This is a genomic window from Clostridium sp. AF32-12BH (genome assembly GCF_003477935.1).
Taxonomy (GTDB): Bacteria; Bacillota; Clostridia; order Lachnospirales; family Lachnospiraceae; genus Brotaphodocola.
Map to the genome: position 1 here is coordinate 29,385 of NZ_QUEH01000009.1, position 24,592 is coordinate 53,976.

The window sequence follows — 24,592 nt, forward strand, 5'->3', positions numbered from 1 at the left end:
TATTCAATGTAACATATTTCTTTTCTGTCAACAAGTCTTTCGGTTATTATAAAGAAACATAACTACAGCCATCACACAAATCGTCAGATAACCGATCACACTTAAGAAATCCGGCACCTGGCTGAACAAAAGAAATCCCAACAGGGCAGAAAAGATGATCTGTGAATAATCGTACACCGAAATCTCGCGCGCCGGAGCATTGCAATAAGCCGCGGTAATGCTGAACTGACCGCCGGATGCCGCAAGTCCTGCAAGCAGAAGAAATCCAAGCTGGGACGGACTCATTGGATGGTAATGCAAAAACAGGTACGGCAAAGATACCAGGCAGGAAAAACCGGAAAAGAAAAAGACGATAAACGGTCCTTTTTCTCCCCGCTCTCCCAAAAGCCGTACAAACGTATAGGCAACACCTGCAAACAGACCGCCGCAAAGTCCGATCAGTGACGGTACCAGTGCCATGTTGGCAAAAGTCGGCTTTAAGATGAACAAGCTTCCAATAAAAGCGCCGACTACGCAAAATGCCTGTGTTGGCTTTACTTTTTCGCCAAGGATCAGAAAGCTGAATACAATGGCGAAAAACGGCGACATCTTATTTAACATGGAAGCATCTGCCAAAACCAGGTGGTCGACCGCATAAAAGTTGCAGAAAATCCCCAGCGTTCCAAACGTAGAACGCAGGATCAGATAGCCGAGATTTTTCTTTGCATCAGTCAGCCAAATCTTATTTTTGATCAGAAGGATCACGGCAAAGAAAAATGCGATCAGATTCCGGAAAAAGCTCTTCTGCACAGGCGGGATATCTCCAGCGAGACGCACAAACACACTCATCAGGGCAAAGCAAAAGGAGGACAATACAATATAAAGGATTGCTTTATGTTTCCGGTTCATACTTAAGCCTCCTCAAATCCAAAGTCCGCATAATCTTCCGGAAGGAACCGGTGATAAATGATGTGGCAGCCTTCATCCTTAAAACAATAATAATAAGGATCTTTTGCGCCTTCTGCGAACCGGATCAAAAGATCAAATTCATCCCCTTTAACTGGTGTTACAATAACCGGCCATGGCTGTTTTTCAAATAATGCTTTGATTTCTTCCATGGTACAGTCATGGTGTCCAACCAGTTCGACCAACTCTTTGATAAATTCATTTGGAAGTGTGTTCTCTTTCACATATACAACACCCTCTTCCGGGATCAAAAAGCAAAAGCGTTCTTTCTTTGCAGAAACCGTGATCTTTCCAAGATGTGGTTCTACCTCCCGGCAAAAGTCAGGAAGCAGCGCGAGCATGTCCTGCTCCCCACATGGTTTTCCGGTCAGATGCACAAGTGAACTCAGTGGATAGTACAAACGAATGCATTCCTTCCGATAACCGAGTTTTGCCTGTTCCTCTTTGACCAGATCGATGATATTTTGTTCCAGTTTTTCAAAGTGCATTTGTCTAGTTTTTCTCCTTATTATTTTGTCGTTTTCGCGTGCAGCAAAAATAGGGATGCCGGCCTTTTTGCCTGAACATCCCTCATTTTTTGATCACTTTTTTAAACTTCGGTCATCTGAAATCCCTTTGCTGCCAGACATTTTTCTACGAACTCACAATCGTCTGTGTGAAGAACCATGACCGGCTTTCCAGACTGACGGTTGAAAGACAGGTACTGGTAATTGACATTGATATTGCTCTCTAAGAATGCTGCCAGAACCCGGTTTAAGCTTCCTACTTCATCTTCTACTTCAATGCCGAGTACATTGGTAAGGCGGCATAAGTAACCGGCCTCAGTCAGAATTTCCTGTGCTTTTTCCGGATTGGTAACCACCATGCGGATGATTCCGTATTCCGCACTGTCATTTGTGACAGAACCCAAAATATTGATATCGGCATCCGTCAAAATTCCGGTAACGATCTTAAGCGCACCCTTTTTATTTTCTGCGTATACAGAAACCTGCTTTAACATGTTCTATTTCCTCACTTTCCATTTTCCAACGATTTATCTATTTTCATACAGATTTTTAGTTTTCTTCTTTTATTTTAAACGAAAAATAAGATTCGTCAACATGTTATTCTTTTAGAGTGCAAAAGTTTTCAGTATTTTATCGGTGCTTTTTATCTATGCTTCCAATGCACGGATCAGATTCACCATCTCGATGGCACCGGTCGCGCACTCATACCCCTTATTTCCAGCCTTACTGCCTGCACGCTCGATTGCCTGCTCAATGTTATCGGTGGTCAGCACACCAAACATCACCGGAATGTCACTGTTTAAAGAGACATTTGCAATCCCCTTGGAGACTTCACTGCATACATAATCATAGTGGCTTGTGCTTCCACGGATCACGGCACCCACACAGATTACCGCATCATACTTTTTGCTTTTCGCCATCTTCGACGCGATCAGGGGGATTTCAAAGGCACCTGGCACCCACGCGATATCGATATCTTCCTCTTTGACATCGTGGCGTTTTAAACCATCCAGTGCCCCGCCAACCAGCTTTGATGTAATAAATTCATTAAATCTTGCTGCCACAATTCCTACACGGATTCCTTTTGCTACTACATTTCCTTCCAGTACTCTCATATGTTTGTCCTCTTTCTTCATAATATATTATAAAATGATATAGCAACAGATTTTTTTACCCTCTAATACCGCAGCAGATGCCCCATACGCTGCTGCTTGGTCCGCAGGTAAAACAGATCGTATTTCGTCGCGCTCATCTGGATCGGCACACGCTCTTTGATGGTCATGCCAAACTCCGAAAGCTGATATACTTTATCCGGATTGTTGGTGAGCAGGCGCATGCTCTTTACTCCAAGATCCCGCAGGATCTGTGCACCGATGTAATATTCCCGCTCATCCCCGGCAAAACCAAGTGCCAGATTAGCCTCCAGGGTATCCATGCCCTTTTCCTGCAGTTCATAGGCCTTCAGCTTGTTGATCAGACCGATGCCGCGTCCTTCCTGCCGCATGTAAAGGAGAATGCCACGTCCTTCTTTTTCAATCTGGGTCATGGCTGCCGCAAACTGCTGGCCACAGTCACAGCGCAGGGAACCAAACGTATCGCCGGTCAGACATTCCGAATGAATCCGGCAAAGGACATCTTCCCCATCTCCAATCTCCCCTTTTACCAGTGCGACATGATGTTCGCCATTTAATCGGTTTACATAGCCGTAAGCCACAAATTCTCCGTATTTGGTCGGCATTTTCGTCACAGTCACCCGGTCAACCAGCTGATCCTGGAATTTCCGGTAATTTTTCAGGTCCTGGATCGTGATGAATTTTAAGTCCCATGTTTTTGCCAGTTCCTGCAGTTCGCTGGTGCGCATCATGGTTCCGTCCTCCCGCATGATCTCACAGCAAAGCCCGCATTCCTTTAATCCGGCCAGGCGGCACAGATCCACGGTAGCTTCCGTGTGTCCTTCCCGTTCCAGAACACCATTCTTTTTTGCCAGCAGCGGGAACATGTGTCCCGGTCTGCGAAAGTCCTCCGGCTTTGCATCCTCTGCCACACAGCGCATGGCCGTGACGGAGCGCTCTGCTGCGGAAATTCCGGTCGTCGTATCGACACAATCAATCGAAACCGTAAACGCTGTCTCATGGTTGTCTGTATTATTGGTCACCATCTGAGGAATCTGCAGTTTCTTTACATATTCCTCGGACATCGGCATGCAGATCAGTCCTTTTCCATGGGTTGCCATGAAATTGATATTTTCCGTCGTGGCAAACTCTGCCGCACAGATGAAATCTCCCTCATTTTCCCGGTCCGGATCATCGGTCACCAGAATGATATGTCCTTTGCGAAGTTCTTCTAACGCTTCTTCTACGGTATTGTATTGAAATGCCATAATTTTTCCCTCCTGCCTTGCGTTTTATTAAAATCCATATTGGGTCAGAAATTCTTTTGTAATTTTGCTTTCTGTCTGTTTTTGTCTGGAATCTGGTTGTTCTGGACATTTGCACTCTGTCATTCCCCCACCCAGCAGCCGCTCCACGTATTTCCCGATGATATCATTCTCCAGGTTCACTTTATCTCCTTCTTTCCGCTCTCCCAAAGTTGTCACGGCATTGGTGTGCGGTATCGTGGAAACGGAAAAAGATTTCTCCGTCACCGATGCCACAGTCAGGCTGATCCCATCGATCGTAACGGATCCCTTTTCCACAATATAGCGAAGAATTGCCGGGCTGGCTTCCACAGTATACCAAATTGCATTATCATCCCGCGAAATCTTCCGGATCGTTCCGGTTCCATCCACATGGCCACTTACGATATGACCGCCAAACCGCCCTCCTGCTGCCATTGCCCGCTCCAGGTTCACGTGCATGCCCGGTTTTGCACCTTTTAAGGAAGAACGGTTTAAGGTTTCATGCATTACGTCTGCCGTAAACCCGGAAGTGTCCAGATTCGTTACCGTCAGGCAAATCCCATTGACTGCAATGCTGTCGCCCACTTTGGTACCGGCAAGCACCTGTTTTGCCTGAATGGTCAGCGCCGCCGAATGTGCACCCCAGGTAATCCGTTTTAACGTTCCAATCTCTTCAACGATCCCCGTAAACATCCTGCACCTCGCTTTCCACTAGGAAATCCTCGCCCAGCTTTCGGATTTCTCTGACCTTCAGCCGGACCGCTTCCGAAGGATCTGCCACACCAGGCCCCTCCACCGGCGTTTTGGCTTTTGCACCGCCAAACAGCTTCGGTGCAAGATAAGCATGTACTTCTTTGACAATCCCGCTTTTTAACGCGGACCAGTTTAAGGTACCGCCTCCCTCCAGCAAAATACTGTCGATCTGTTTTTCGCCAAGCAGCTTCATCAGGTCCTTGAGATTCACATGCCCCTCTTCCTCTGAAACTGGCAAAATCTGGCAGCCCGCCTGTTCATAGGGAAGATATCGTTTTTTGTCCGTCTCGCAGACAGCCAGAATTGTAGGAATTTCCCTCGCGGTCTTTACGATTCTGGATTCCATCGGAGTTTTTAAGTGTGTATCACAGATGATCCGGACCGGATTTCTTCCTCCCGGCATGCGGCAGTTCAGCAATGGATCATCTGCCAGTACGGTATTGACCCCCACCATGATGCCACAGTAACGGCTGCGCTCCCGCTGCACCCACGCCCGTGCCTCCTCGCCAGTAACCCATTTGGATGCCCCGGTATATGCCGCAATTTTCCCATCCATGGTCATGGCATATTTTAAAACCACATAGGGAGTTTTTCTGCGGATGTAATGGAAAAACACCGGATTTAGCGCATCGCATTCTTCTTTCAGCACATGGGTTTCTACCAGAATGCCGCGTTCCCGCAAATACTGGATTCCCTTTCCGGCAACCAGTGGATTCGGATCATCCGATCCCACAAAAACCCGCTTGATCCCCGCCTGCACGATTGCCTCTACGCAGGGAGGCTGTTTTCCATAGTGGCAGCATGGCTCTAACGTGACATAGAGGTCTGCCCCCTCCGTCGGCTCCATACAGGCACGGAGCGCATTGCGCTCTGCATGAAGTTCCCCATACCGCGCATGGTATCCTTCCCCGATGATTCTCCCGTCTTTTACCACCACGGCGCCTACCATCGGATTCGGACTGGTCCAGCCTTCGCCTTTTTTCGCCAGTTCCACTGCCCGGCGCATATAATCCTGTTTTGTCAAAGACTCCTTCCTCCATTTCCTGTTCGCATAAGTATCAAGCAGAAGGATGGTTAACGTCAGATGCACCACAGATACTTCTGAGTTATGCAATACAGAAAAAAGCAGATCCAAAGAATCAATATTCTTCAGAACTTGCTTTTCTTTTTGTACTGTTTTTCCGTTATTTTTGAATTTTCCGTATCCTGTAAACCATTTTCCAAATCATGAAAAAGAACTCTCTTTGTTCCTGCTCACGAAATCACGAAAAATGCGATCTGCATGTTCCATTTGTTTCATAAAACACAATTCCTATGAAATAAAAGAAGCTCTGAAATTTTCATTCCAGAGCGGTTATCACAAATACGGTATTTTCAAAAATATAAGAAATACACGATCATTCTTCTTTCATCCAGACTATACTGTCGGCTTCGGAATTGCACCGAATCATGCCTTGCGGCTCGTGGGCTTTACCACCGGTGGAGAATTTCGCTCCGCCCTGAAGACTTTATGCTTTTTACGAGTGGTATTATTGCACATTTCTATAGGAAAGTCAAGATATGGTGTAAAATTGGTGTAATCCTGTGTGAATCCAGATTCATGAAACTATAACAGGTCCAAAAGCACATCATAAAGCTGGAAATTATTGTTTACAACCAGCAGCAGCTTTTCTTTTGCACCATTCAGCTGATGAAACAGCTTCCGCACAGTATGATTTTCGGAGCGCAAATATTTATTCTCATCATAGAAATACTGCTCATCCAACATCACTGCCAAGCAATCCGGTGTTTTTCCTGTTACCATATGTTCTGACAAAAGTTGATATCCCTGTTCTTTTGCATACTGAATCAAATTTTCTGCTTCCTGGTTATTGTTGGCATAAAACACAGTAACATTTGGAAAGTGTCTGGTAACTTTCCGCTCTGGAAGATGCATCATATTTTGAATAAAAGCTGAAAGTTCCGCATTGGTCCGGATCCGATTTGTCAGACGAAACATCCAAACCTCAGCAAGATTTTCCAACTCCTGTTTTATGCTTTGATCCGCTTCTTCCGGTGAAACCGGGCTCTCATCGTCACTGGAAAAAATAACCGGACGACTTCCAGCCAGGTTTACAATCCTATGTAATACATCCTGACTCAGTAAATGTGCTTCATCAACCAGAACGGCACTGTACTCATCTAATTTTGTTTCTTCTGTAATTTGCGAATCCGAAATCCAGATCATACGCAGCAGGCGTTCATGAAGTTTTTTCCATTTCTGCCCGGAAGTTCCACAGTGAATCATGCAGACCTTTTGCCGGACAGAAAGTTTCATGGCAATGTCATACAGGAGCAAGGTTTTTCCCGTTCCTGGAAGCCCAGAAAACCAGTAATACCCTCTTCGTTCTGTCCTGATTCTTCTTAGAATCTGCCGTTCGATATCTTTCTGCTGCGCTGTCAGAAAATATTCCTTTCTCAGGAAACGTTCAGGCTGTGTCAGCGGCGAGATCAGATACCATTCCGCCTGAAACAATGTTTCCAGATTTCCCGTGTATTCTGGGCTTTTCTCCTGCAATTCCTCACACAACTGTTTCCAGTCTGTGTCAGCAATATGGTCATGATTTGTCAGACGCACCAACCGGTTCTGACTGCTGATGTAAGTGTAAGATTTGATCGGTTTTCCAAGTACAGACAAATAATAGCGGTTCTGTATCAGCTGCCTGCGTATGGCATCTTCGGAAACCGCACCGCTTTTCAGTTCAATGTTTACAATCTGGTTTTCCTTCACCTGGAGCAGGTCAAATTCCTTTCCAAGCCGTGGAATCTGAAAGGAGTAGAAAAAGCGCAGGCGGTATACATGCTCCATATGAGCTTCCAGCTGATCTACCAGGGCTTTCATGCTATTCAGTTCCCATGTACGAAACTTCAGTGGCTTTTCTCGTTCAGATAAATGATACTCCAGTTTGGTAAGATTGGTCAGGTTCTGTTCTCTTGTCAGTGCATAAATTGGTATTGACTTCATTGTTTCCTTACTCTCTCCGCTATATTCTTCCAGTTTTGATTCATCTGCGCTTTGCCTCTGGCTTTACTGCCCCAATAGCCAGGATGCCTTTCATAGCTTCATCATACCACACAAACAAATCCCGAACAATCTGCCATTCTAATTTGACCTGATTCTTTTTTCTCCATTTTCCTTTTCTCCTCCGCTATTCAGTGCTATAATGAAACGGCAAAGCAGTCACGTGACTTCGTCACGGAATCGACTGCACAAACGGAGGTTAACCCACATGAATTTACAACAATCAATCCTAGAAAACCTTGATATAAATTATTCTTATACGCTGGCGAAGCGCATGGAACAGTTCCGCTCCAACCCAGTGCTTGGTTACCGGCCGGCCGGTTCCAAAGCAGAATTTGAGACCGGCGAAATGCTGAAACAGGAAATGGAAGCCATCGGTCTTTCCAACGTCACGAAAGATGCCATAAAGGTAGACGGCTGGGAATTTAAAAAGGCAGTGCTTTCCTATACCGATGAAAATGGGACCCGGCACGAGATTCAGCTCGGTGCTTACCAGACCACCTTTGTGACCGATGGTCCGAAAGACTTTTCCCTGATGTATCTCGGAAAAGGAACTGCTGCCGACTACGAAGGCAAAGACATTACCGGGAAGCTGGTTCTGGTCGACATCAACCAGCGAGACGAATGGTGGATCAATTATCCGGTCTATCAGGCTCATTTAAAAGGTGCTGCCGCGCTGATCGCTGTACAGAGCGGCGGCTACGGCGAGATTGACGATGAGGCGCTGAATGCGCAGGATATCGCCGGACCGGAAAATGCGCCTGCGTTTTCTATCTCCAGAAAAGATGCAGACCCGTTAAAGAGTCTGCTCCTTGCAAAAGAAGCTGCTTCTAACACACACATAGATGCGGATGCCCCTGCAGGCGATACCGCGCTTACTTCCGAGATTACCGTAACCCTGGATGCAGACAGCCGCGTAACCCGTGACTGCACCACTTACAATATCGTGGGATCGATTCCGGGAAAGCATGCAGACCGTATGATCCTGTTATCTGCCCACTATGACTCTTACTTCAGTGGTTTCCAGGACGATAACACCGCGGTTGCGCTGATGTTTGGAATCGCGAAAGCACTTTTAAAAAGCGGCATGAAGCCAAACAACACCATTGTAATCTGTGCGATGGCTGCAGAGGAATGGGGGGTTGTAGACTCCAACTTCGACTGGTCGACCGGCGCTTACGAGCAGGTGTTTACCGCGCATCCGGAGTGGGTTGGAAAGGTCATCGCCGATTTAAACTTTGAGCTTCCGGCGCTTGCACACGGCACCCGTGCCCGCATCCGCAGCTGCTACGAATATACCCGCTTTTTGGAGGAATATCTTTCCGAACTTCCAGATCTGACCCAGGCATACCCGGAGGAGACCCGCATTACTTCTCCGATTGAGACCTGGTCGGATGATTTTTCCATGGCAATTGCCGGAATTCCGTCCATGGTCAATGACTTTACCGGCGGCAGCTTTATGGAGACCCATTATCATTCCCAGTTTGATAACGATGCATTTTATGACGAGCAGGTTTACCGGCTTCACCACGAGCTGTTTGCCCTTCTTGTCGCTGCCCTGGACGAGACCTGCGTGATCCCGTTATGCTCTGCCCCGGTTATGAAACGTGCATTAGACGGATATGCCGCATCCAAAGAGATTCTCCGCCCATTTGTTGCCATGGACCTGATCAGTCCCATGACACTGGCCTCTCTCGTGGAAAAAATCGCGAATCTGGAAGACATGTTAAAGCATGCACAGGAAGTTGCAGAAGACCGTTATGAATCCCGCATGCATACAAACAGCCGTTACCAGGAGCTTCTGGCCGAAGGAAAAACAGAGGAAGCCGAAGTCTTATTTAGCGAGTCAAGGGAAGCCGAGCAGGAAGCTTTGAGACGCTTCAAGTGTGCGCAGGATGAGCTGGTCCGCATTGACTGGTATGGAAATGTGCACTATCCGCACGAAATCCTGCTTCAGAATATCCGCCTCATCGGAGGAGCGATCGCAAACTTAAAAGAGCAGAAGCTCTCTTCTGCCCTTCGCAAACTCTACCAGGTCGATAACAATGCTTACGCATTCATGTTCGATCAGGAAGTTTATGACCACTTTACCGATTATGTATTAAACCAGCCGCAGAACCGCCTGAAATGGGGATACAAACGCCTGATGCCGCATGAGAACCTGTATGCTCTGGTGAAAACACTGCTGGCGCAAAAAGAGACTGCCCCGGAGGAGCTTCAGCTTTCTGCGCAGATCAGTCATCTGGAACGGATCTTCCAGGACCAGTGCCGTCTGCTGATCCAGACGACAGACCGGATCCAGTGCCTGGTTCATGACCAGTTTTTAATCTGACGATACCAGAAGCAAAACAGACGAAATCCGATATACTACATATTACCAAACAAAAGAAAGGACAGACGGTCTCCCGTCTGAACACATTATGGAAAGCGATAAACTATACCGCGTACAGCGTGAAGACCTGCCGAAACTGGAAAAACTTTTATATACCTGCTTCAAGCATGATCCGCTCTATGAGACCCTGATCCCGGATCCGGAAATCCGGGAACGCCTCATGCCTGAGCTTTTCCACTGCGATATGGACGAATTTTATGAAACCTGTGAGATTTTTTCGGACAGTGCAGATTTAAACGGAATCCTGGTGGTTTCCGATGAAGCGGAGCCTTACAACATCTTCCAGTTTTACTTTGCAGAAGCGCGCGCAACCCTTCAGACCGATACCTATCTCATCAAAGAGGATCCATCGTTAAAAACCTTCCATAACTTTTTAAAGGGTGGCGATTACTTAAACTCCAGCTGGACAGACCAGCTTCATCAGAAGCAGCGGCTTCACATCATCTATCTGGCTGTCGATCCAAATATGCAGCACCACGGCATTGCAGCGCACCTCATGCAGGAAGCCATCGATTATGCCGATGAACACCGCATGATGATTTCGCTGGAAACACACAATGAACATAACGTGGAATTCTACAAAAATCTTGGTTTTAAGGTTTATGGGATCATGAAGCAGAATTTCCCGTTAAAGCAGTACTGCATGATTCGTGAGATCCAATAAATGAAAAAATCATAGACAAAACCCCAGGGAACATATCATATCACACTGTCCCTGGGGTTTTGTTTTCTCATTTCAGTGCCAGAAGTTCTGCACTCATCACACTGGCTGCCTGATCGTTTAAGTATCCACATGCTTCCATGCGGCTGATTACCTTCTGCTGACGTTTTTCAGCCAGGGCCAGGTTTTTGCTTGGTGCATATCTGGACGGTGCGTTTGGCACGCCTGCCAGAAGTGTAGCTTCGTAATCATTCATCTGGGAAGCCGATTTTCCGAAATATCCTTCGCTGGCTTCTCCGATGCTGTAATAGCCATCTCCAAAATAGATGCTGTTGACATAGAGCTCTAAAATCTCATTTTTTGTATACTTCTGCTCCAGCTCGAATGCCAGAAATACTTCTGCCGCTTTGCGTTTCATGGTTTTTTCCTGGGAGAAGTAAAGATTCTTTGCAAGCTGCTGGCTAATGGTGCTTCCACCCTCTACGTAACGGCCTGCCTTTAAATCGTTGAACATAGCCCGTCCAATGGCGATCAGATCCAATGCCCCATGCTCATAGAAACGGTGATCTTCGACTGATATCACAGCCTGTACATAAGTCTCCGGCAATTCCTCTATGGAAGTAAAATTCTCCTGGCTGCGGATTTTTGCAACCTTTTCTTCCAGACTTACTTCTTCTACTGCGTTTTTGTATAAACCATAGCCCTCTCCGGCTAAGCTAAATCCACATCCTGCAAAGATCGTGCAGGCAAATGCAAACATCCATTTCGCAATTTTCATTCTGCTCATCATAAAAAGCCCCCTCATCTGCGCTGTCTGAATTCTGTCTTGTTTTCTTATGACATCATTCTAGCACAATGAAGGGGCTTAAGACTTTACCGTTCCCTTAGCGATTCTGACACTATTCCTACAATTCTGACGGGAATTGGAACATTCTGACAAAAATCTTACATTCCGTCAAGAGATTTGTTCTTTTCACGGTACTGTTCTGCCCAGACTGCCTTTCCTTCGTTCAAAGAACGCTTTACATCCAGAATCCGCTGATTTTCTGAACCGCGGAACTTCAGGCTTAAATTTTTTTTCTCTTCTTCGAATTTTCCATCGACCATCACATCAAACAGCGGAACCAGTTCCCGGGTTATCCTGGATTCTTTCATCATTCGCCCAAGAACGTCTTTTTCAAAATCATATCCGCTGAAGCACCAGATGCTTTTGTCCGGAAAACGTTTTTTTAATTCTTTTACAAATGGAAGCAGTCCCTCCTGATTTTCCGGCTCCATGGGTTCGCCGCCAAGCAGGGTGATTCCCTCCATATAGTCATGATCCAGATACGAAAAGATCTGTTCCCAGATTTCTTCTGTAAAGGGTTCACCATAATGAAAATCCCAGGCCTGGGCATTAAAACAGCCTTTACAGTGGTGCGTGCAGCCGCTGACAAACAGCGACACACGCACGCCAGGACCATTTGCAATATCAACTGGTTTGATTGTTGCATAGTTCATACTCACCACTCCTCATTAACCTGCGAACTGACTGTTGTAGAGGTTCGCATAAAAACCATTCTGGGCAAGCAGGGATTCATGGGTGCCCTGCTCAATAATGTGACCATCTTTCATAACCAGGATTACATCGGCCTCACGGATCGTGGAAAGACGGTGCGCCACAATGAAACTGGTACGTCCTTTCATCATGGTCGCAAACGCTTTCTGGATCCGGATCTCCGTACGGGTATCGATCGAGGAAGTTGCCTCGTCCAGGATCAGCATTGGCGGCAGGCACAGCATCACGCGGGCAATGCAAAGAAGCTGTTTCTGACCCTGGGAAAGATTTCCTCCATCCTCCGAGATCACGGTATCATATCCCTGCGGCATACGCTTGATAAAGCTGTGGGCATGCGCCTCTTTTGCTGCCTGAATGATTTCTTCCTCGGTTGCATCCGGTTTTCCATAAGCGATGTTCTCCCGGATTGTTCCTGCTTTCAGCCAGGTTTCCTGAAGTACCATACCATAGTTGGTACGCAGACTCTTTCTGGTGACATGACGGATATCTTCGCCAGACACTTTGATAGAACCGCTGACCACATCGTAGAAACGCATCAGCAGATTGATGATCGTTGTCTTTCCACAACCAGTCGGTCCTACGATTGCAATACGCTGTCCCGGCTTTACATCGAGGTTTAAGTCCTCGATCAGGGATGTATCCGGAGTGTAAGAGAAATTGACATGTTCCAGTTTCACACTGCCGTCTACATTCTGAAGCGTGACCGCATCTGCATCTTCCGGGGTAAACTGCGGCTCGTCGATCAGCTCAAACACACGAGCTGCGCACGCCAGCGCATTCTGCAGCTCTGTTACCACGCCGGAAATCTCATTGAACGGTTTGGTATACTGGTTTGCATAGCTTAAGAATGCAGAAAGCTGTCCGACTGACAAAAGCCCACGGATTGCTGCAAAAGCGCCTGCTACGCCAACGCTGGCATAGACGATGCTGTTGACAAAACGGGTTGCCGGATTCGTAATGGAGGAGAAGAAAATAGCCCGGAGGCTGTAGCCCTGAAGGCGTCCATTGATCTCCTCAAAACGTTTCTGTGCTTCTTCCTGATAGCCAAATGCCTGCACGACTTTTTCATTTCCTACCATCTCGTCTACCAGGGAAGTCAGCTCACCTCTGGTCTTTGACTGCAGCTGGAACATGGAATAGGTCTTCTTGGCAATAAAACTCGCTACACACAGGGAAAGTGGTGTCACACAGACCACAACCAGCGTGATGAACGGATTTACCATAAACATAAAGCCAAGCGTACCAAGGATTGTCAGCACACCGGTAAATAACTGGGTGAAGCCCATCAGAAGTCCCTCAGAGAACTGGTCGATATCTGCAATGATCCGGCTGATCACATCGCCGTACTGATGGGAATCGATGTATTTGAGCGGAAGAACTTCCAAATGGTTAAATGCTTTGGTACGGATATCCTTTACCACCCGGTACGTGATCTGGTTATTGATATGGTTCATCAGCCACTGGGCCAGGGCCGTAATGGCAATGATCACTGCAATTTTCCGAAGGATCACAAACAGTCCTGCAAAATCCACATTGCCCGGACCTAGGATCAGGTCTACGCCCTCTCCGACCAGAATCGGCGCATACAGCGTAGTCGCTACCGTCACGGCTGCAAGGACCAGAGAAAGGACTACAAGCCACTTATAGCTGCCAATGTAATTCAGGATCCGCTTTAAGGTCGATTTGTGTTTTCCGATATCAAGTTTTGCCACCTTACTGCACCTCCTCTTTAGAAAGCTGGGACAGACAGATCTCGCGGTATACTTCACAGCTTTCATACAGTTCTTCATGCGTACCGATACCCACTGCGGCACCATCGTCCAGAACCACAATCTGGTCTGCATGGCGAATCGTGGTCGCACGCTGGGATACGATAAACACGGTCATGTCTTTTGTGCCGTTCTGGATCGCCATACGCAGCTTTGCATCGGTTGCAAAATCCAGGGCAGATGCACTGTCATCCATAATTAAAATTTCCGGATCACGCACCAGGGCACGGGCAATGGTCAGACGCTGTTTCTGTCCGCCGGATAAATTCTTTCCGGCCTGGTCAATATAAAGATCCAGTCCTTTTTCCTTGCTGTCTACAAACTCGCGGGCCTGGGCAATATCAAGTGCACGGTAAATTTCCTCGTCAGTAGCATCTTTTTTGCCCCATTTCATATTTTCACGCAGAGTGCCTTTAAACAGGATGGCTTTCTGCGGAACGACACCAATCTTTTCGCGCAGGGTTTCCAGCTTGTAATCTTTGACATTCACACCATCTACCAGGACTGCACCTTCCCGCACATCATAAAAACGCGGGATCAGGTTCACCAGGGAAGATTTTCCGGATCCGGTTCCGCCGATGATACCGATGGTCTGACCTCTCTTTACGGTTAAACGGATATCCGTCAAAGAATCTGCCTTTGCTCCTTTATAAAGAAAATTCACATGGTCAAACTGAACTTTTGCCGGCGCTTTCTGCGGATCTGCAGACACCTCCGGTGTTTTCTCCATCCCTTCGGCCGGACTTACAATGCTGCTCTTTTCATCCAGAACCGTGTTGATCCGGTTTGCACAAGCCAGAGCTTTGGAGATGGAAATGATCAGGTTTGCCATCTTGATCAGCTCAACCAGGATCTGGGACATATAGTTTACAAGTGCCACCGTCTGACCCTGTGTGATGATTCCTGCATCTACCTGCTTACCAGAAATCCAGACAACTGCAATGATCGCAAGGTTGATGACAACGTAGGTCAGCGGATTCATCAGTGCAGAAATTTTTCCTACAAAAACCTGGAATTTCACCAGCAGACTGTTGGATTCATCGAAGTTTCTGATCTCATCTTCCTGCCGGTTAAACGCGCGGATGACTCTTGCGCCGGTTAAGTTTTCCCGTGTAGCCTGGGTTACACGGTCCAGCTGTTTCTGTACTTTTTTATACAGCGGCATGCTGATCAGCATGATGCCGAATACAATGACACAAAGAACCGGAATCGCCACAACAAAAACCATGGCTGCTTTTACATTTACCGTAAATGCCATGACCATGGCGCCAAACACAACAAACGGAGAACGAAGGAGCAGGCGCAGCGCCAGATTCATGCCGGACTGTACCTGGTTAATATCGCTGGTCATACGCGTGATCAGCGTAGAAGTTCCGATCGTATCCTGCTCACTGTAAGACAATCTTCCAATATGGGCAAACAGGTCGTTTCTTAAGCCCGTGGCAAACCCGACGGCTGCCTTTGCCGCAAAATACTGGGCGGTGATGGAACATGCCAGACCGATAAATGCCAAAAGGAACAGCATTCCTCCCATTTTCAGGATATAACCTGTATCCTGATTTCTGATACCTACATCAACAATCTGTGCCACAACCAACGGCACAAACAATTCAAAGCTGGCTTCTAACATTTTAAAGAGCGGAGCCAGCACCGACTCTTTTTTGTAGTCGTTCAAGTAATGCAACAACCTCTTCATGGTACCCCTCCTGTTATCTTAGGTTTCTGTTTTGCATCCCGCAAAAGAGGATTTTGTTATTATACCACCTTTTTCCAGTCCATACAAGAAGCGATCCTTGCCATATTTTTATCTGCGTGATACTATGATGTTATAAATTTGGAGATGACGGTTTGTAAGCACAGTCTGTCCAATGCGAAAGGAACTTTCCATCTATGATTTCTCTGTTTTTTCACTGTAAACACATATGGGACCGGTGCGTAAAGGATGAAATTACCGTGTATGCGGCACAGGCATCCTTTTTTATTGTAACCGCCTTTTTCCCTTTTATCATGCTGCTTTTAACTCTGATCCAGTGTCTGCCCAATGTCGGCAAGTCTGATCTGCTCGCCGTCATGGTCCGCATCATGCCGCAAATGCTGCACTCCCTGATCGTAAGCATTGTTGATGATCTGTATATCAAATCTCCCGGCACCATTTTGTCGGTAACTGCCCTGACTGCCCTCTGGTCTGCTTCCAAGGGGATGCTTGGCATTGAGCGCGGATTAAACCGGATCTATGGGGATTTCAAACGGCGCAACTATGTGTTCCAGCGGCTGCTATGCTCCATGTATACCCTTATTTTTATGCTGGTGTGTGTGATGTCCCTGGTTCTTCTGATCTTCGGAAAAAACATTGAACGTCTCCTGTTCCGGTATCTTCCGATCCTTGCACCGGCTGCCCGCCTTATCATCAGTCTGCGTGCCCTGTTTGCCCTGGCTGTATTCCTGTTTACCTTCGTCGGGCTTTATACCATTGTTCCGGCAAAAAAGCAAAAACCGCGGCAGCAGCTTGCGGGAGCTGTTTTCACCGCGGTCGGATGGCTTATTTTTTCCTATGCCTTTTCCATTTATTTTACGCACTTCAGCAATTTTTCTTACATGTACGGAAGCCTGACAGCCGTTGTCCTGCTCATGCTGTGGCTTTATATCTGTATCTGTATTCTTTTCATCGGAGCAGAAATAAACGGATTTCTGGAGAAATCACACTATCATATTTAACTTTTAAACACTCCCGGTTCCAATGTCAGCGAACGCGTCCCTTCCTTTATTCATGCAGTCTGCGAATGATCTTAAAAATGATCGTGCCTTCCATGACCGTCGGCTCATGATACGCATAAAATACGATTCCGTCGGTCGGTGAAAGGATCTGACTGATCGTCTCACCTTCCAGTGGATCGATAATGGAAGCCAGTACTTCTCCCCGGTGTACTTCCTGCCCTGGTTCCACATGTCTGCGGTACAGACCCGGAAGATCATTTTTTACATTGGTCAGATCGTCTTCCCGCAGGACACTCGCAATATAGCCGCTGTGGCTGGTATAGCGCAGAATCCCCATGCGGGTCAGGAAACGCAGAACCGAAGCCACCGCCATGCGGGCTGCTTTTTCGTCGATCACTGAGGTGGCGCTGGTATACACAGAAAACGCATTGGTATTCCAGATCTGCCAGTTGTAATTCAGGGTTGCCGTATCGATCGGCTCCGGATGGCGGATCACCACATAAGGCAGACCGAACAGATTCGCCAGGCTGGCATTCTGGTATCCGGTATCCATCATACGCACATGCGGGACAAAATCGCCCGGCAGGTAAAAACTGGTAAACTGGATTCCGTAATTGTATCCCTGAATCGCCTCAAATACACCTGCTGCGATCCGCTGGGTCGTCTCACCGGCATTGTACCCCGGAAACATCCGGTTAATGTCGGTATTATCCGTTGCCCAGAAGCGCTTTCCGATGTTCATGGAACTGTGGTTGACCGAAGGAATGACTAAAATCTCATTGTCATGCACGATCGCGCCCTTTTCCTCCAGTTCTTTCAATGCTTTTACAAGCTGGGAACAGATGTAAAGCTGCTGCACTTCATTGCCGCGCATGGCACCCACGATACAGGCAGACTTTTCCCCTTTTCCAAAATGGAAGCCATAAACATCCATATCATCCCGATAACAGTTTTCCAGCGTGAATACTTTTTCTTTCCTCAATGGTAGTCACCTCCCAGCACGCGTGCGATCAGGGAACCGCAGGATACCACCGGATATTCACGCAGGGTGAAAAGCATCCCGTGAATCGATGCCTTGACTTCCTGCGCCACATCCCCAGTCAGCGGATTCAGGATCCGGCCGATGAGTTGTCCCTGTTCTACATTTTTCCAGTGCTCCACGCATGGTACAAAGATGCCCGGATGCTCCGCATTTAAGAACCCAACTTCCCCGTCATCGGAAACGATCGGTTCCTTTGGCTCGATCACATCGCCATCCCAGATTCCCATGTCTTTCATAACACAGAAAATACCATCGGTAAGCTGATGACAGAAGCTTTCCGTAATCCGCATGCCGACACCCATTTCCACCACGACCGTCGGCACTCCGATGGTGTTTAAACTGTGGGCCAGCGTGGATTCCAGAACCGTGGCAGCCGCATGAACCCACACAAAATCCAGATTCAGACGCGTGGCAAATGGCAGAAGCGTCTCTTTGGTATTGACATTGACACGCGCCTGCGGAATTTCCCTCAGGAAAATATTGCTGGCGTGAATATCGATGCAAAGGTCTGCACCGGCGATATCCTCCACAATTTTTGCTGCCACATGCTCCGCCACGGAGCCTTCCTCGCTTCCCGGAAAGATCCGGTTCATATCCAGGTCAAACATAGGAATTCCCCGGGATATGGAATCCACGCCCAGGGGATTTAATGCGGGATAGATCTCTACGATTCCCTTTAAATGTTCTTTTTGTTCTTTCAGGATCCGGTTGATCTCATAACACACATACTGACCCTCCAGTTCGTCTCCATGCGTGCCGGTCACAATACAGATCCGTTTTTCCTTTCCGTTTTTTTGCTCCGGTTCGATCACATGTTTCAAGATCCGGAGCTTTTCATCTACAGCAAGTCCTACTTCTGTTACGACTTTTATCGTATCGTCTTGTTTCACGTTTCTTCCACCTTTATATAAATTGTCTGCTATTCAGGCATGTTCAAACAGGAATGACTCTTTGTCTGTTTTGTTCTATGCGCCCGAGAAAACAGGCGCCTGAATTTCATCTCAAGCGCCTTTACTTGCAGTACATATTGCAGATGCACCGGTGCACATCCGCGTATTTACTGAAACTATACACCTGTTTGCATATCTTGTCAATTTGATTTTCCTCTTTACAAACCCATCAGCAGCGTGATAAAATAGCCATGGTTTTATAAGGAGGACTAATATTGGATATCAATTATGAACTTTATAAAGTATTTTACCACGTAGCAAACACCTTAAGTTTCTCGGAGGCCTCAAAACAGCTGTTTATTTCCCAGTCTGCAGTCAGCCAGTCCATCAAGGTTCTGGAAAAGAAGCTGAACCAGCCGCTTTTTATCCGCAGCACAAAACGGGTCCAACTGACACCAGAAGGCGAGATTCTCCTTAAGCATATTGAACCTGCCATGAACTTAATCCGGCAGGGTGAGAACCAGCTTCTGGAAGCCAACACGTTAAACGGCGGTCAGTTGCGTATCGGAGCCAGCGACACCATCTGCCGCTACTATCTGGTTCCATACTTAAAGGAATTCCACCGCCGCTATCCAAACGTGCATATCAAAGTTACCAATCAGACATCCATTGCCTGTGCAAAGCTTCTGGAGTCCGGTCAGGTCGATTTTGCCATCACCAATTATCCGAACTCCGGTCTTTCCAACACACAGAACGTGCGGATCATCCGGGAATTCAAAGATCTCTTTGTCGCAAACGAAGAATATAAGGAATTAAAAGGGAAAACCGTCAGTCTGAAAGACTTAAAGCAATTCCCAATCCTCATGCTGGACCGCAAGAGCACTACCAGCGAATTCCTGCACAGCATGTTCCAGCGCCATCAGCTGGATCTGGTACCGGAGATTGAACTTTCCAGCAACGATCTGCTGATCGACCTTGCACGCATTGGTCTTGGTGTCGCTTTCGTTCCGGATTACTGTATTTCAGAAAATGAGCGCAGTCTCTTCCGTGTTCAGATCGAGGAAGAACTCCCAACCCGTCAGCTGGTTGTCGCAAGCAATGAAAATCTGCCGATTTCCCAGGCCGCAAAACAATTTATGGAGATGCTGTAGCATCTCCATTTCTGTTTCATAAAACGTTCTTGTTCCACAGAAAATTGTCTGTTTCGTAAAAATTGCATTCTGCAAAACAAAGCATACAGCACTCCGCGGATCAGGAAACCGTCTCCCAGAAATTTTGAAGCCACCCGTCCACTGTTTCCCGGGTCACAATGCCATACTCGGTCCACTCGCGCGGGAACAGTTCCTGAATCTCTCTTCGCAGAAACCGGTCATCCAAAAGCAGGATCACGCCCCGGTCTTTGGCTGTCCGGATAACCCGGCCTGCTGCCTGCAATACCTTGTTCATTCCCGGATACTGATAAGCATAATCGTATCCATTTTCCCCCTGTTCATCAAAATACTGCATCAGAATTTCCTGTTCGCTGCACACCATGGGAAGACCCGTGCCTACAATGATCGTTCCTTCCAGACGTTCTGCCTTTAAGTCAATTCCCTCTGAAAAGATTCCTCCAAGTACACAAAGCCCCACAAATGATTGTTTTTTCTGCTCTTCAAATTGTTCCAGAAACTGTTCCCGTTCTTCTTCGGTCATGCGGTTTGTCTGCATCTGCCATCGAAACGTCCCATCGTATTGTTCGTCCAGGATCTGTTCTACCGCTTCCATATAATTATAGGAAGGAAAGAACACCATATAATTTCCGATATGACTATGTGCCAGTTTGGTGATATACTCTGCCACTTTTCCAAATTCCGTACGGTTTCTCCTGGTATAGCGGCTGCTGACATCCTTTGCAATCAGGATCTGTCGTTTTCTGCCGTCAAATGGGGAATTGGCATAAATTGCATAATCCTCTGAATTTCCGCTGAGCAGTTTCTTATAGTATGTCACGGGAATCATGGTAGCAGAAAAGAAAATACCGGCAATTCCCTGCTTAAGACACGCATTCAAACACCGGGACGGATCAATGCAAAACAGATACAGGCAAAATTTTCCATCTGCCTCCAGTTCCGTATAGATCCGGTAATGATCATCCAGTCCATCGTACATATTTAAGAAATGACGCAGGTCGAAATAAAACTGCAGCACCATATCACGTTCCGGGAACTCCCGGTGTTCGTCAAGAAACGGCTCAAATTCTCCCATTACCGTTAATAAATTCGATACCAGAAGATTCGCATCCGGCAGAATCTGATATCCGGCTGACTCCCGCTTCCATTCCAGCAGATTGCGGTTGCAGCGTTCCAGCGCACGTTCCAGGCGGGGCGCCTTCGCCTTTATAATCCGCTTTACCTGCAAAATATCTTCCTTTACCAGACAGGCACTAAACATCTCCCTGGCCCGGTTTACCAGATTATGGGCCTCATCGATCAAAAACAGATAATCCCCCTGGTTTCCATCCGCAAAATATCGCTTTAGCTTTGCATTGGGATCGAACACATAATTATAATCACAGATAATCCCGTCCGCCCAGCTGCTGATATCCAGGCAGAACTCAAACGGGCAGACCTGGTAGTTTTTTGCATATTCCAGAATGATATCCCTGGTAATTCCATGCTGTTCATGAATGATATCATAGACCGCATCATTCACCCGGTCAAAATGTCCCTTTGCGTAAGGACATGCATCCGGATTGCATTCTGGCTTTTCCAATGGACAAAATTTCTCTTTCGCCGTGATCGTGACCGTTGTAAAGCACATTCCCTGTTCCCGGAGCAGGGAAAAACAAGTTTCTGCCACACTGCGTGTAATGGTTTTGGCTGTCAGGTAAAACAGCTTTTCTCCATTTTCATTTCCCATGGATTTCAATGCCGGATATACTACAGACAGTGTTTTTCCGATTCCGGTCGGTGCCTGAATGAACAGATTGCGTTTTCGGATCAGGGCACGGTACACAGACACAGCCAGTTCTTTCTGGCCGGTCCGGTATGCATATGGGAATGCCAGATCCCGCAGGGATTCATTTCTCCGCATGGTGTGCCGGTATAAATATTCCGCCCATTTCACATACTCATGGATCAGTCCCTCAAACCATTCGGTAAGTTCTTCCCTGCTCTTGTCCTGCCGGAAGCGGCGGATTTCCTCTGTTTCCAGATTGCAATAAGTGATCTGAACCGTGATCGTACCCAGATGTTCATGGTCACAGCAATACATGTACGCGTAGCAGAAGGCCTGCGCCAGATGGACCATTGCCGGTTTCTCCAGCAGATGAAGATCCAGATAGATGCATTTGATTTCGTCGATGGTCACACCGGAAACTGCTTCGATCACACCGTCTGCGCGGCCTTCCACCAAAATCCGGTAATCTTCCTGCTCCACGATGTGTTTCATCGCTACTTCTGCGTGGTAATCGGCACCCTGCCGCTTCTGGATTTTCCGGTGCATGCGGCTCCCGGCCTGCATGGCATCCTTTTCTGCTGCCGAAGTCCGGCGATTGTCGATATCGCCGCTGCGCATGACAAATTCTACAAGGTTGCGGACGGAAATGCGGATTGTTTTCTGGTCAGCACTCATGCTGAACTCCTCCTATCGCGTTTTGTATATGCTCAATTCTCTATGAAACGAAAAAAGCGATAAGATCAATCGACCTTATCGCTTAAATCAAGCAGGGGATGAGGGGCTCGAACCCCCATCGACGGTTTTGGAGACCGGTGCTCTACCATTGAACTAATCCCCTATGTTGTTTTCGTTGAGCTTTTTGTTTTTCGTTTCCCTCAACGCTCATTTATAATAGCACGGATTCCTGTATCTGTCAACAAATTTTTTAATTTTTTTGAAAAAAATATATTTTTGATACGAAACCCTGATTTTATGCGAAAAACAGAACGTCAGAAACATGCATTCCTGGCGTTCTGCCTTCCAGCATAGGCATGATAAACGAATCAGATCAGACGGATTGCCTCCCGCACGTTGCTGACTCCGTACAGGGTGATCTTGTCGGTCTTTTTCATTTTATCCAGGGATACCTGCGGCAGGATGCAGGATTCAAAACCTAATTTGATTGCTTCATGAACACGCTGCTCCGCCTGGGATACCGCACGCACCTCTCCTGCCAGTCCTACCTCTCCAAATATAATGCACTTTGGATTGACCGGCTTGTCTTTCATGCTTGATACCAGCGCCAGGATAATCGCTAAATCCAGGGCCGGTTCGTTCATCCGCATACCGCCCGCGATGTTCACATAAGCATCGTAACGGGACATCTCATAGCGGCAGCGCTTTTCCAGAACTGCCATAAGCAGATTGACACGGTTAAAGTCTGTTCCTGCTGCAGTCCGTCTCGGCATACCAAAGTTCGTCTGGGTAACCAGTGCCTGAACCTCCAGAAGGATCGGCCTGGTTCCTTCGATCGAACAGGCAACTACCGCACCGGAGGCTTCCTCTGGTCTTCCGCTCAGCAGATATTCCGAAGGATTCTCAACCTCTTCCAGACCATTCTCCTGCATTTCAAAAACCCCGATCTCGTTGGTCGAACCGAAACGGTTTTTGACGCCGCGCAAAATCCGGTAAGAGGCATTGCGCTCTCCCTCAAAATACAGCACCGTATCCACCATATGCTCCAGCACACGGGGACCTGCTACCACACCTTCTTTTGTCACATGGCCAACAATAAACACAGAAATTCCCATGCCTTTTGCGATCTGCATCAGGACATTCGTGGATTCGCGCACCTGACTCACACTGCCCGGAGCTGATGCCACATCTTCCCGGAACATGGTCTGGATGGAGTCGATGATCACAACTTCCGGTTTGGTCTCCCGGATTGCCTCCTCGATGGTATCCAGGTTTGTTTCGCATAAAAATAACAGTTCTCCGCTGATCGTGCCAATGCGGCTGGCACGCATCTTGATCTGTTTTAAGGATTCCTCACCGGAGATATACAATACCCTGTGACCGTCCCGTGCCAGGTTCCGGCACATCTGAAGAAGCAGGGTCGACTTTCCGATACCCGGATCGCCTCCAACTAAAACCAGGGAGCCGGCAACAATGCCGCTCCCCAGTACACGGTCCAGTTCCGGATATCCGGTAGAGATCCGGTCCTGTTCTTCTATGGACACTTCATCCAGTTTGACAGGCTTTGTCATCGCACGTTGTGAAACCGCGCTTACACGACCGGCAGGTGTTTTCTTTGCCACCGGTTCTTCCACCAGGGTATTCCATTCCTTGCATGCCGGACACTGACCAAGCCATTTGCTGGACTCGAAACCGCATTCTTTACAGAAAAATACGGTTGTCTTTGCTTTTGCCATATATGTAGTTTCCTTCCTGATTCAGGTCTTAACGCTTTACAACCTTCACCTGGCAGGCAACACCCTCATTCAGCTCTACGCTTACAACAAGCTTGCCGCTCATGTTCGTCTTCATGCCGCCAACAGCAACACCGTCCACGTAAACCTCATACTCGGTGTCATCTTCCAGCTGTACGGTGATCTGTGCGTCCTTATCGCCAGATACGGTAAATTCCACACCATCGTGTTTTGCGGAGAAATGCTCCACTGCAGTTCCCGGCACAGACTCATAAACAAAAGAACCGTTGCGCTCTAATTTTGTGATCTCATAAAAGGTTTTGATCTTATATAAATCTCCCGCATGTTCAAAATTGTCAAGTTTGCTCTTGGTGTCTAATTTGTAATTACCGAAGCTGATGGTTCCATCTGCCTCAGAGCGGATTAAAGATTCGATTACTGGCATGTGTTTGCCCTCCTGGTATTTTCATTTTGCATTTTGCTGCTGTAAAAATGCGGCAGTTACCGGACACGCAGCGCGTGAGCAGTAACTTGTGGCACTGCCCGGCAGTGCCACT

The 24,592-nt window shown here is 47.4% G+C and carries 21 protein-coding genes, 1 tRNA gene and 1 riboswitch; of the genes, 4 read left to right on the forward strand and 18 right to left on the reverse strand.

What is annotated here, in order from left to right:
- Positions 1 to 27 precede the first annotated feature (27 nt).
- From DWZ40_RS10390 to DWZ40_RS10425, 8 genes are all read right to left on the reverse strand, one after another.
- The gene (locus DWZ40_RS10390) at positions 28 to 888 is read right to left on the reverse strand and encodes a DMT family transporter (protein WP_118542981.1); all 861 of its coding nucleotides are present in this window, start codon (positions 886 to 888) and stop codon (positions 28 to 30) included.
- 2 nt (positions 889 to 890) lie between these two features.
- Positions 891 to 1,433 carry a DUF3877 family protein gene (locus DWZ40_RS10395; protein ID WP_118542982.1) on the reverse strand — a complete coding sequence of 181 codons (543 nt, stop codon included), beginning with the start codon at positions 1,431 to 1,433 and terminating at the stop codon, positions 891 to 893.
- A gap of 101 nt (positions 1,434 to 1,534) precedes the next feature.
- The gene (locus DWZ40_RS10400) at positions 1,535 to 1,945 is read right to left on the reverse strand and encodes an ACT domain-containing protein (protein ID WP_118542983.1); all 411 of its coding nucleotides are present in this window, start codon (positions 1,943 to 1,945) and stop codon (positions 1,535 to 1,537) included.
- 153 nt (positions 1,946 to 2,098) lie between these two features.
- Complete coding sequence (gene ribE / locus DWZ40_RS10405) at positions 2,099 to 2,566, reverse strand: 6,7-dimethyl-8-ribityllumazine synthase (RefSeq protein ID WP_118542984.1); 468 nt, start codon at positions 2,564 to 2,566, stop codon at positions 2,099 to 2,101.
- A gap of 62 nt (positions 2,567 to 2,628) precedes the next feature.
- A complete protein-coding gene (locus DWZ40_RS10410; protein ID WP_118542985.1) occupies positions 2,629 to 3,831 on the reverse strand; it encodes a bifunctional 3,4-dihydroxy-2-butanone-4-phosphate synthase/GTP cyclohydrolase II in 1,203 nt (400 codons plus the stop codon).
- A 27-nt stretch (positions 3,832 to 3,858) separates the two neighbouring features.
- Positions 3,859 to 4,542 (reverse strand): riboflavin synthase, encoded by a 684-nt coding sequence (locus tag DWZ40_RS10415; RefSeq protein WP_118542986.1) that lies wholly within the window; start codon positions 4,540 to 4,542, stop codon positions 3,859 to 3,861.
- Complete coding sequence (gene ribD, locus DWZ40_RS10420) at positions 4,523 to 5,626, reverse strand: bifunctional diaminohydroxyphosphoribosylaminopyrimidine deaminase/5-amino-6-(5-phosphoribosylamino)uracil reductase RibD (protein WP_118543088.1); 1,104 nt, start codon at positions 5,624 to 5,626, stop codon at positions 4,523 to 4,525. Before ribD ends, DWZ40_RS10415 begins: the two co-directional genes overlap by 20 nt.
- Before the next feature lie 372 nt (positions 5,627 to 5,998).
- Positions 5,999 to 6,113: riboswitch (FMN riboswitch) on the reverse strand.
- A 95-nt stretch (positions 6,114 to 6,208) separates the two neighbouring features.
- Complete coding sequence (locus tag DWZ40_RS10425; protein ID WP_118542987.1) at positions 6,209 to 7,606, reverse strand: DNA/RNA helicase domain-containing protein; 1,398 nt, start codon at positions 7,604 to 7,606, stop codon at positions 6,209 to 6,211.
- 265 nt (positions 7,607 to 7,871) lie between these two features.
- On the opposite strand from DWZ40_RS10425, the gene DWZ40_RS10430 reads away from it, so the two are divergent.
- Both DWZ40_RS10430 and DWZ40_RS10435 read left to right on the forward strand, forming a co-directional pair.
- Positions 7,872 to 9,995: a M28 family peptidase gene (locus DWZ40_RS10430; RefSeq protein WP_118542988.1), complete on the forward strand. Its 2,124-nt coding sequence runs from the start codon at positions 7,872 to 7,874 to the stop codon at positions 9,993 to 9,995.
- An 88-nt stretch (positions 9,996 to 10,083) separates the two neighbouring features.
- A complete protein-coding gene (locus tag DWZ40_RS10435) occupies positions 10,084 to 10,719 on the forward strand; it encodes an N-acetyltransferase (protein WP_118542989.1) in 636 nt (211 codons plus the stop codon).
- A 67-nt stretch (positions 10,720 to 10,786) separates the two neighbouring features.
- Here the strand turns inward: DWZ40_RS10435 and DWZ40_RS10440 are convergent, their stop codons facing one another.
- The 4 genes from DWZ40_RS10440 to DWZ40_RS10455 all read right to left on the reverse strand — a co-directional run bounded on the left by DWZ40_RS10440 (position 10,787) and on the right by DWZ40_RS10455 (position 15,739).
- The gene (locus DWZ40_RS10440) at positions 10,787 to 11,506 is read right to left on the reverse strand and encodes a biosynthetic peptidoglycan transglycosylase (protein ID WP_347560070.1); all 720 of its coding nucleotides are present in this window, start codon (positions 11,504 to 11,506) and stop codon (positions 10,787 to 10,789) included.
- 155 nt (positions 11,507 to 11,661) lie between these two features.
- On the reverse strand, positions 11,662 to 12,216 hold the full coding sequence (gene nrdG / locus DWZ40_RS10445) for an anaerobic ribonucleoside-triphosphate reductase activating protein (protein WP_118542990.1): 555 nt from the start codon (positions 12,214 to 12,216) through the stop codon (positions 11,662 to 11,664).
- A gap of 15 nt (positions 12,217 to 12,231) precedes the next feature.
- On the reverse strand, positions 12,232 to 13,986 hold the full coding sequence (locus DWZ40_RS10450; RefSeq protein ID WP_243035306.1) for an ABC transporter ATP-binding protein: 1,755 nt from the start codon (positions 13,984 to 13,986) through the stop codon (positions 12,232 to 12,234).
- A 1-nt stretch (position 13,987) separates the two neighbouring features.
- Positions 13,988 to 15,739 carry an ABC transporter ATP-binding protein gene (locus DWZ40_RS10455; RefSeq protein ID WP_118542992.1) on the reverse strand — a complete coding sequence of 584 codons (1,752 nt, stop codon included), beginning with the start codon at positions 15,737 to 15,739 and terminating at the stop codon, positions 13,988 to 13,990.
- A 194-nt stretch (positions 15,740 to 15,933) separates the two neighbouring features.
- Between DWZ40_RS10455 and DWZ40_RS10460 the strand changes: the two genes are divergently transcribed.
- Positions 15,934 to 16,758 carry a YihY/virulence factor BrkB family protein gene (locus DWZ40_RS10460; RefSeq protein ID WP_118542993.1) on the forward strand — a complete coding sequence of 275 codons (825 nt, stop codon included), beginning with the start codon at positions 15,934 to 15,936 and terminating at the stop codon, positions 16,756 to 16,758.
- Positions 16,759 to 16,804: 46 nt separating this feature from the next.
- On the opposite strand, the gene DWZ40_RS10465 is transcribed toward DWZ40_RS10460, so the two are convergent.
- Both DWZ40_RS10465 and DWZ40_RS10470 read right to left on the reverse strand, forming a co-directional pair.
- Complete coding sequence (locus DWZ40_RS10465; protein ID WP_118542994.1) at positions 16,805 to 17,740, reverse strand: M14 family metallopeptidase; 936 nt, start codon at positions 17,738 to 17,740, stop codon at positions 16,805 to 16,807.
- A complete protein-coding gene (locus DWZ40_RS10470; RefSeq protein WP_243035307.1) occupies positions 17,737 to 18,690 on the reverse strand; it encodes a M14 family metallopeptidase in 954 nt (317 codons plus the stop codon). The genes DWZ40_RS10465 and DWZ40_RS10470 overlap by 4 nt, the downstream gene beginning before the upstream one ends.
- Positions 18,691 to 18,965: 275 nt before the next feature.
- On the opposite strand from DWZ40_RS10470, the gene DWZ40_RS10475 reads away from it, so the two are divergent.
- A complete protein-coding gene (locus tag DWZ40_RS10475; RefSeq protein ID WP_118542995.1) occupies positions 18,966 to 19,841 on the forward strand; it encodes a LysR family transcriptional regulator in 876 nt (291 codons plus the stop codon).
- A gap of 100 nt (positions 19,842 to 19,941) precedes the next feature.
- On the opposite strand, the gene DWZ40_RS10480 is transcribed toward DWZ40_RS10475, so the two are convergent.
- The 4 genes from DWZ40_RS10480 to DWZ40_RS10495 form a co-directional block, all read right to left on the reverse strand.
- Positions 19,942 to 22,302, reverse strand: coding sequence for an ATP-dependent DNA helicase (locus tag DWZ40_RS10480; protein ID WP_118542996.1), 2,361 nt, complete (start codon positions 22,300 to 22,302; stop codon positions 19,942 to 19,944).
- 92 nt (positions 22,303 to 22,394) lie between these two features.
- A tRNA-Trp gene (locus DWZ40_RS10485) sits at positions 22,395 to 22,465 on the reverse strand.
- Positions 22,466 to 22,670: 205 nt separating this feature from the next.
- The gene (gene radA, locus DWZ40_RS10490; protein ID WP_118542997.1) at positions 22,671 to 24,038 is read right to left on the reverse strand and encodes a DNA repair protein RadA; all 1,368 of its coding nucleotides are present in this window, start codon (positions 24,036 to 24,038) and stop codon (positions 22,671 to 22,673) included.
- Between the two features lie 28 nt (positions 24,039 to 24,066).
- Entirely contained in the window at positions 24,067 to 24,480 is a 414-nt protein-coding gene (locus DWZ40_RS10495; protein ID WP_118542998.1) for an endosialidase, read from the reverse strand.
- Between the last annotated feature and the right edge of the window lie 112 nt (positions 24,481 to 24,592).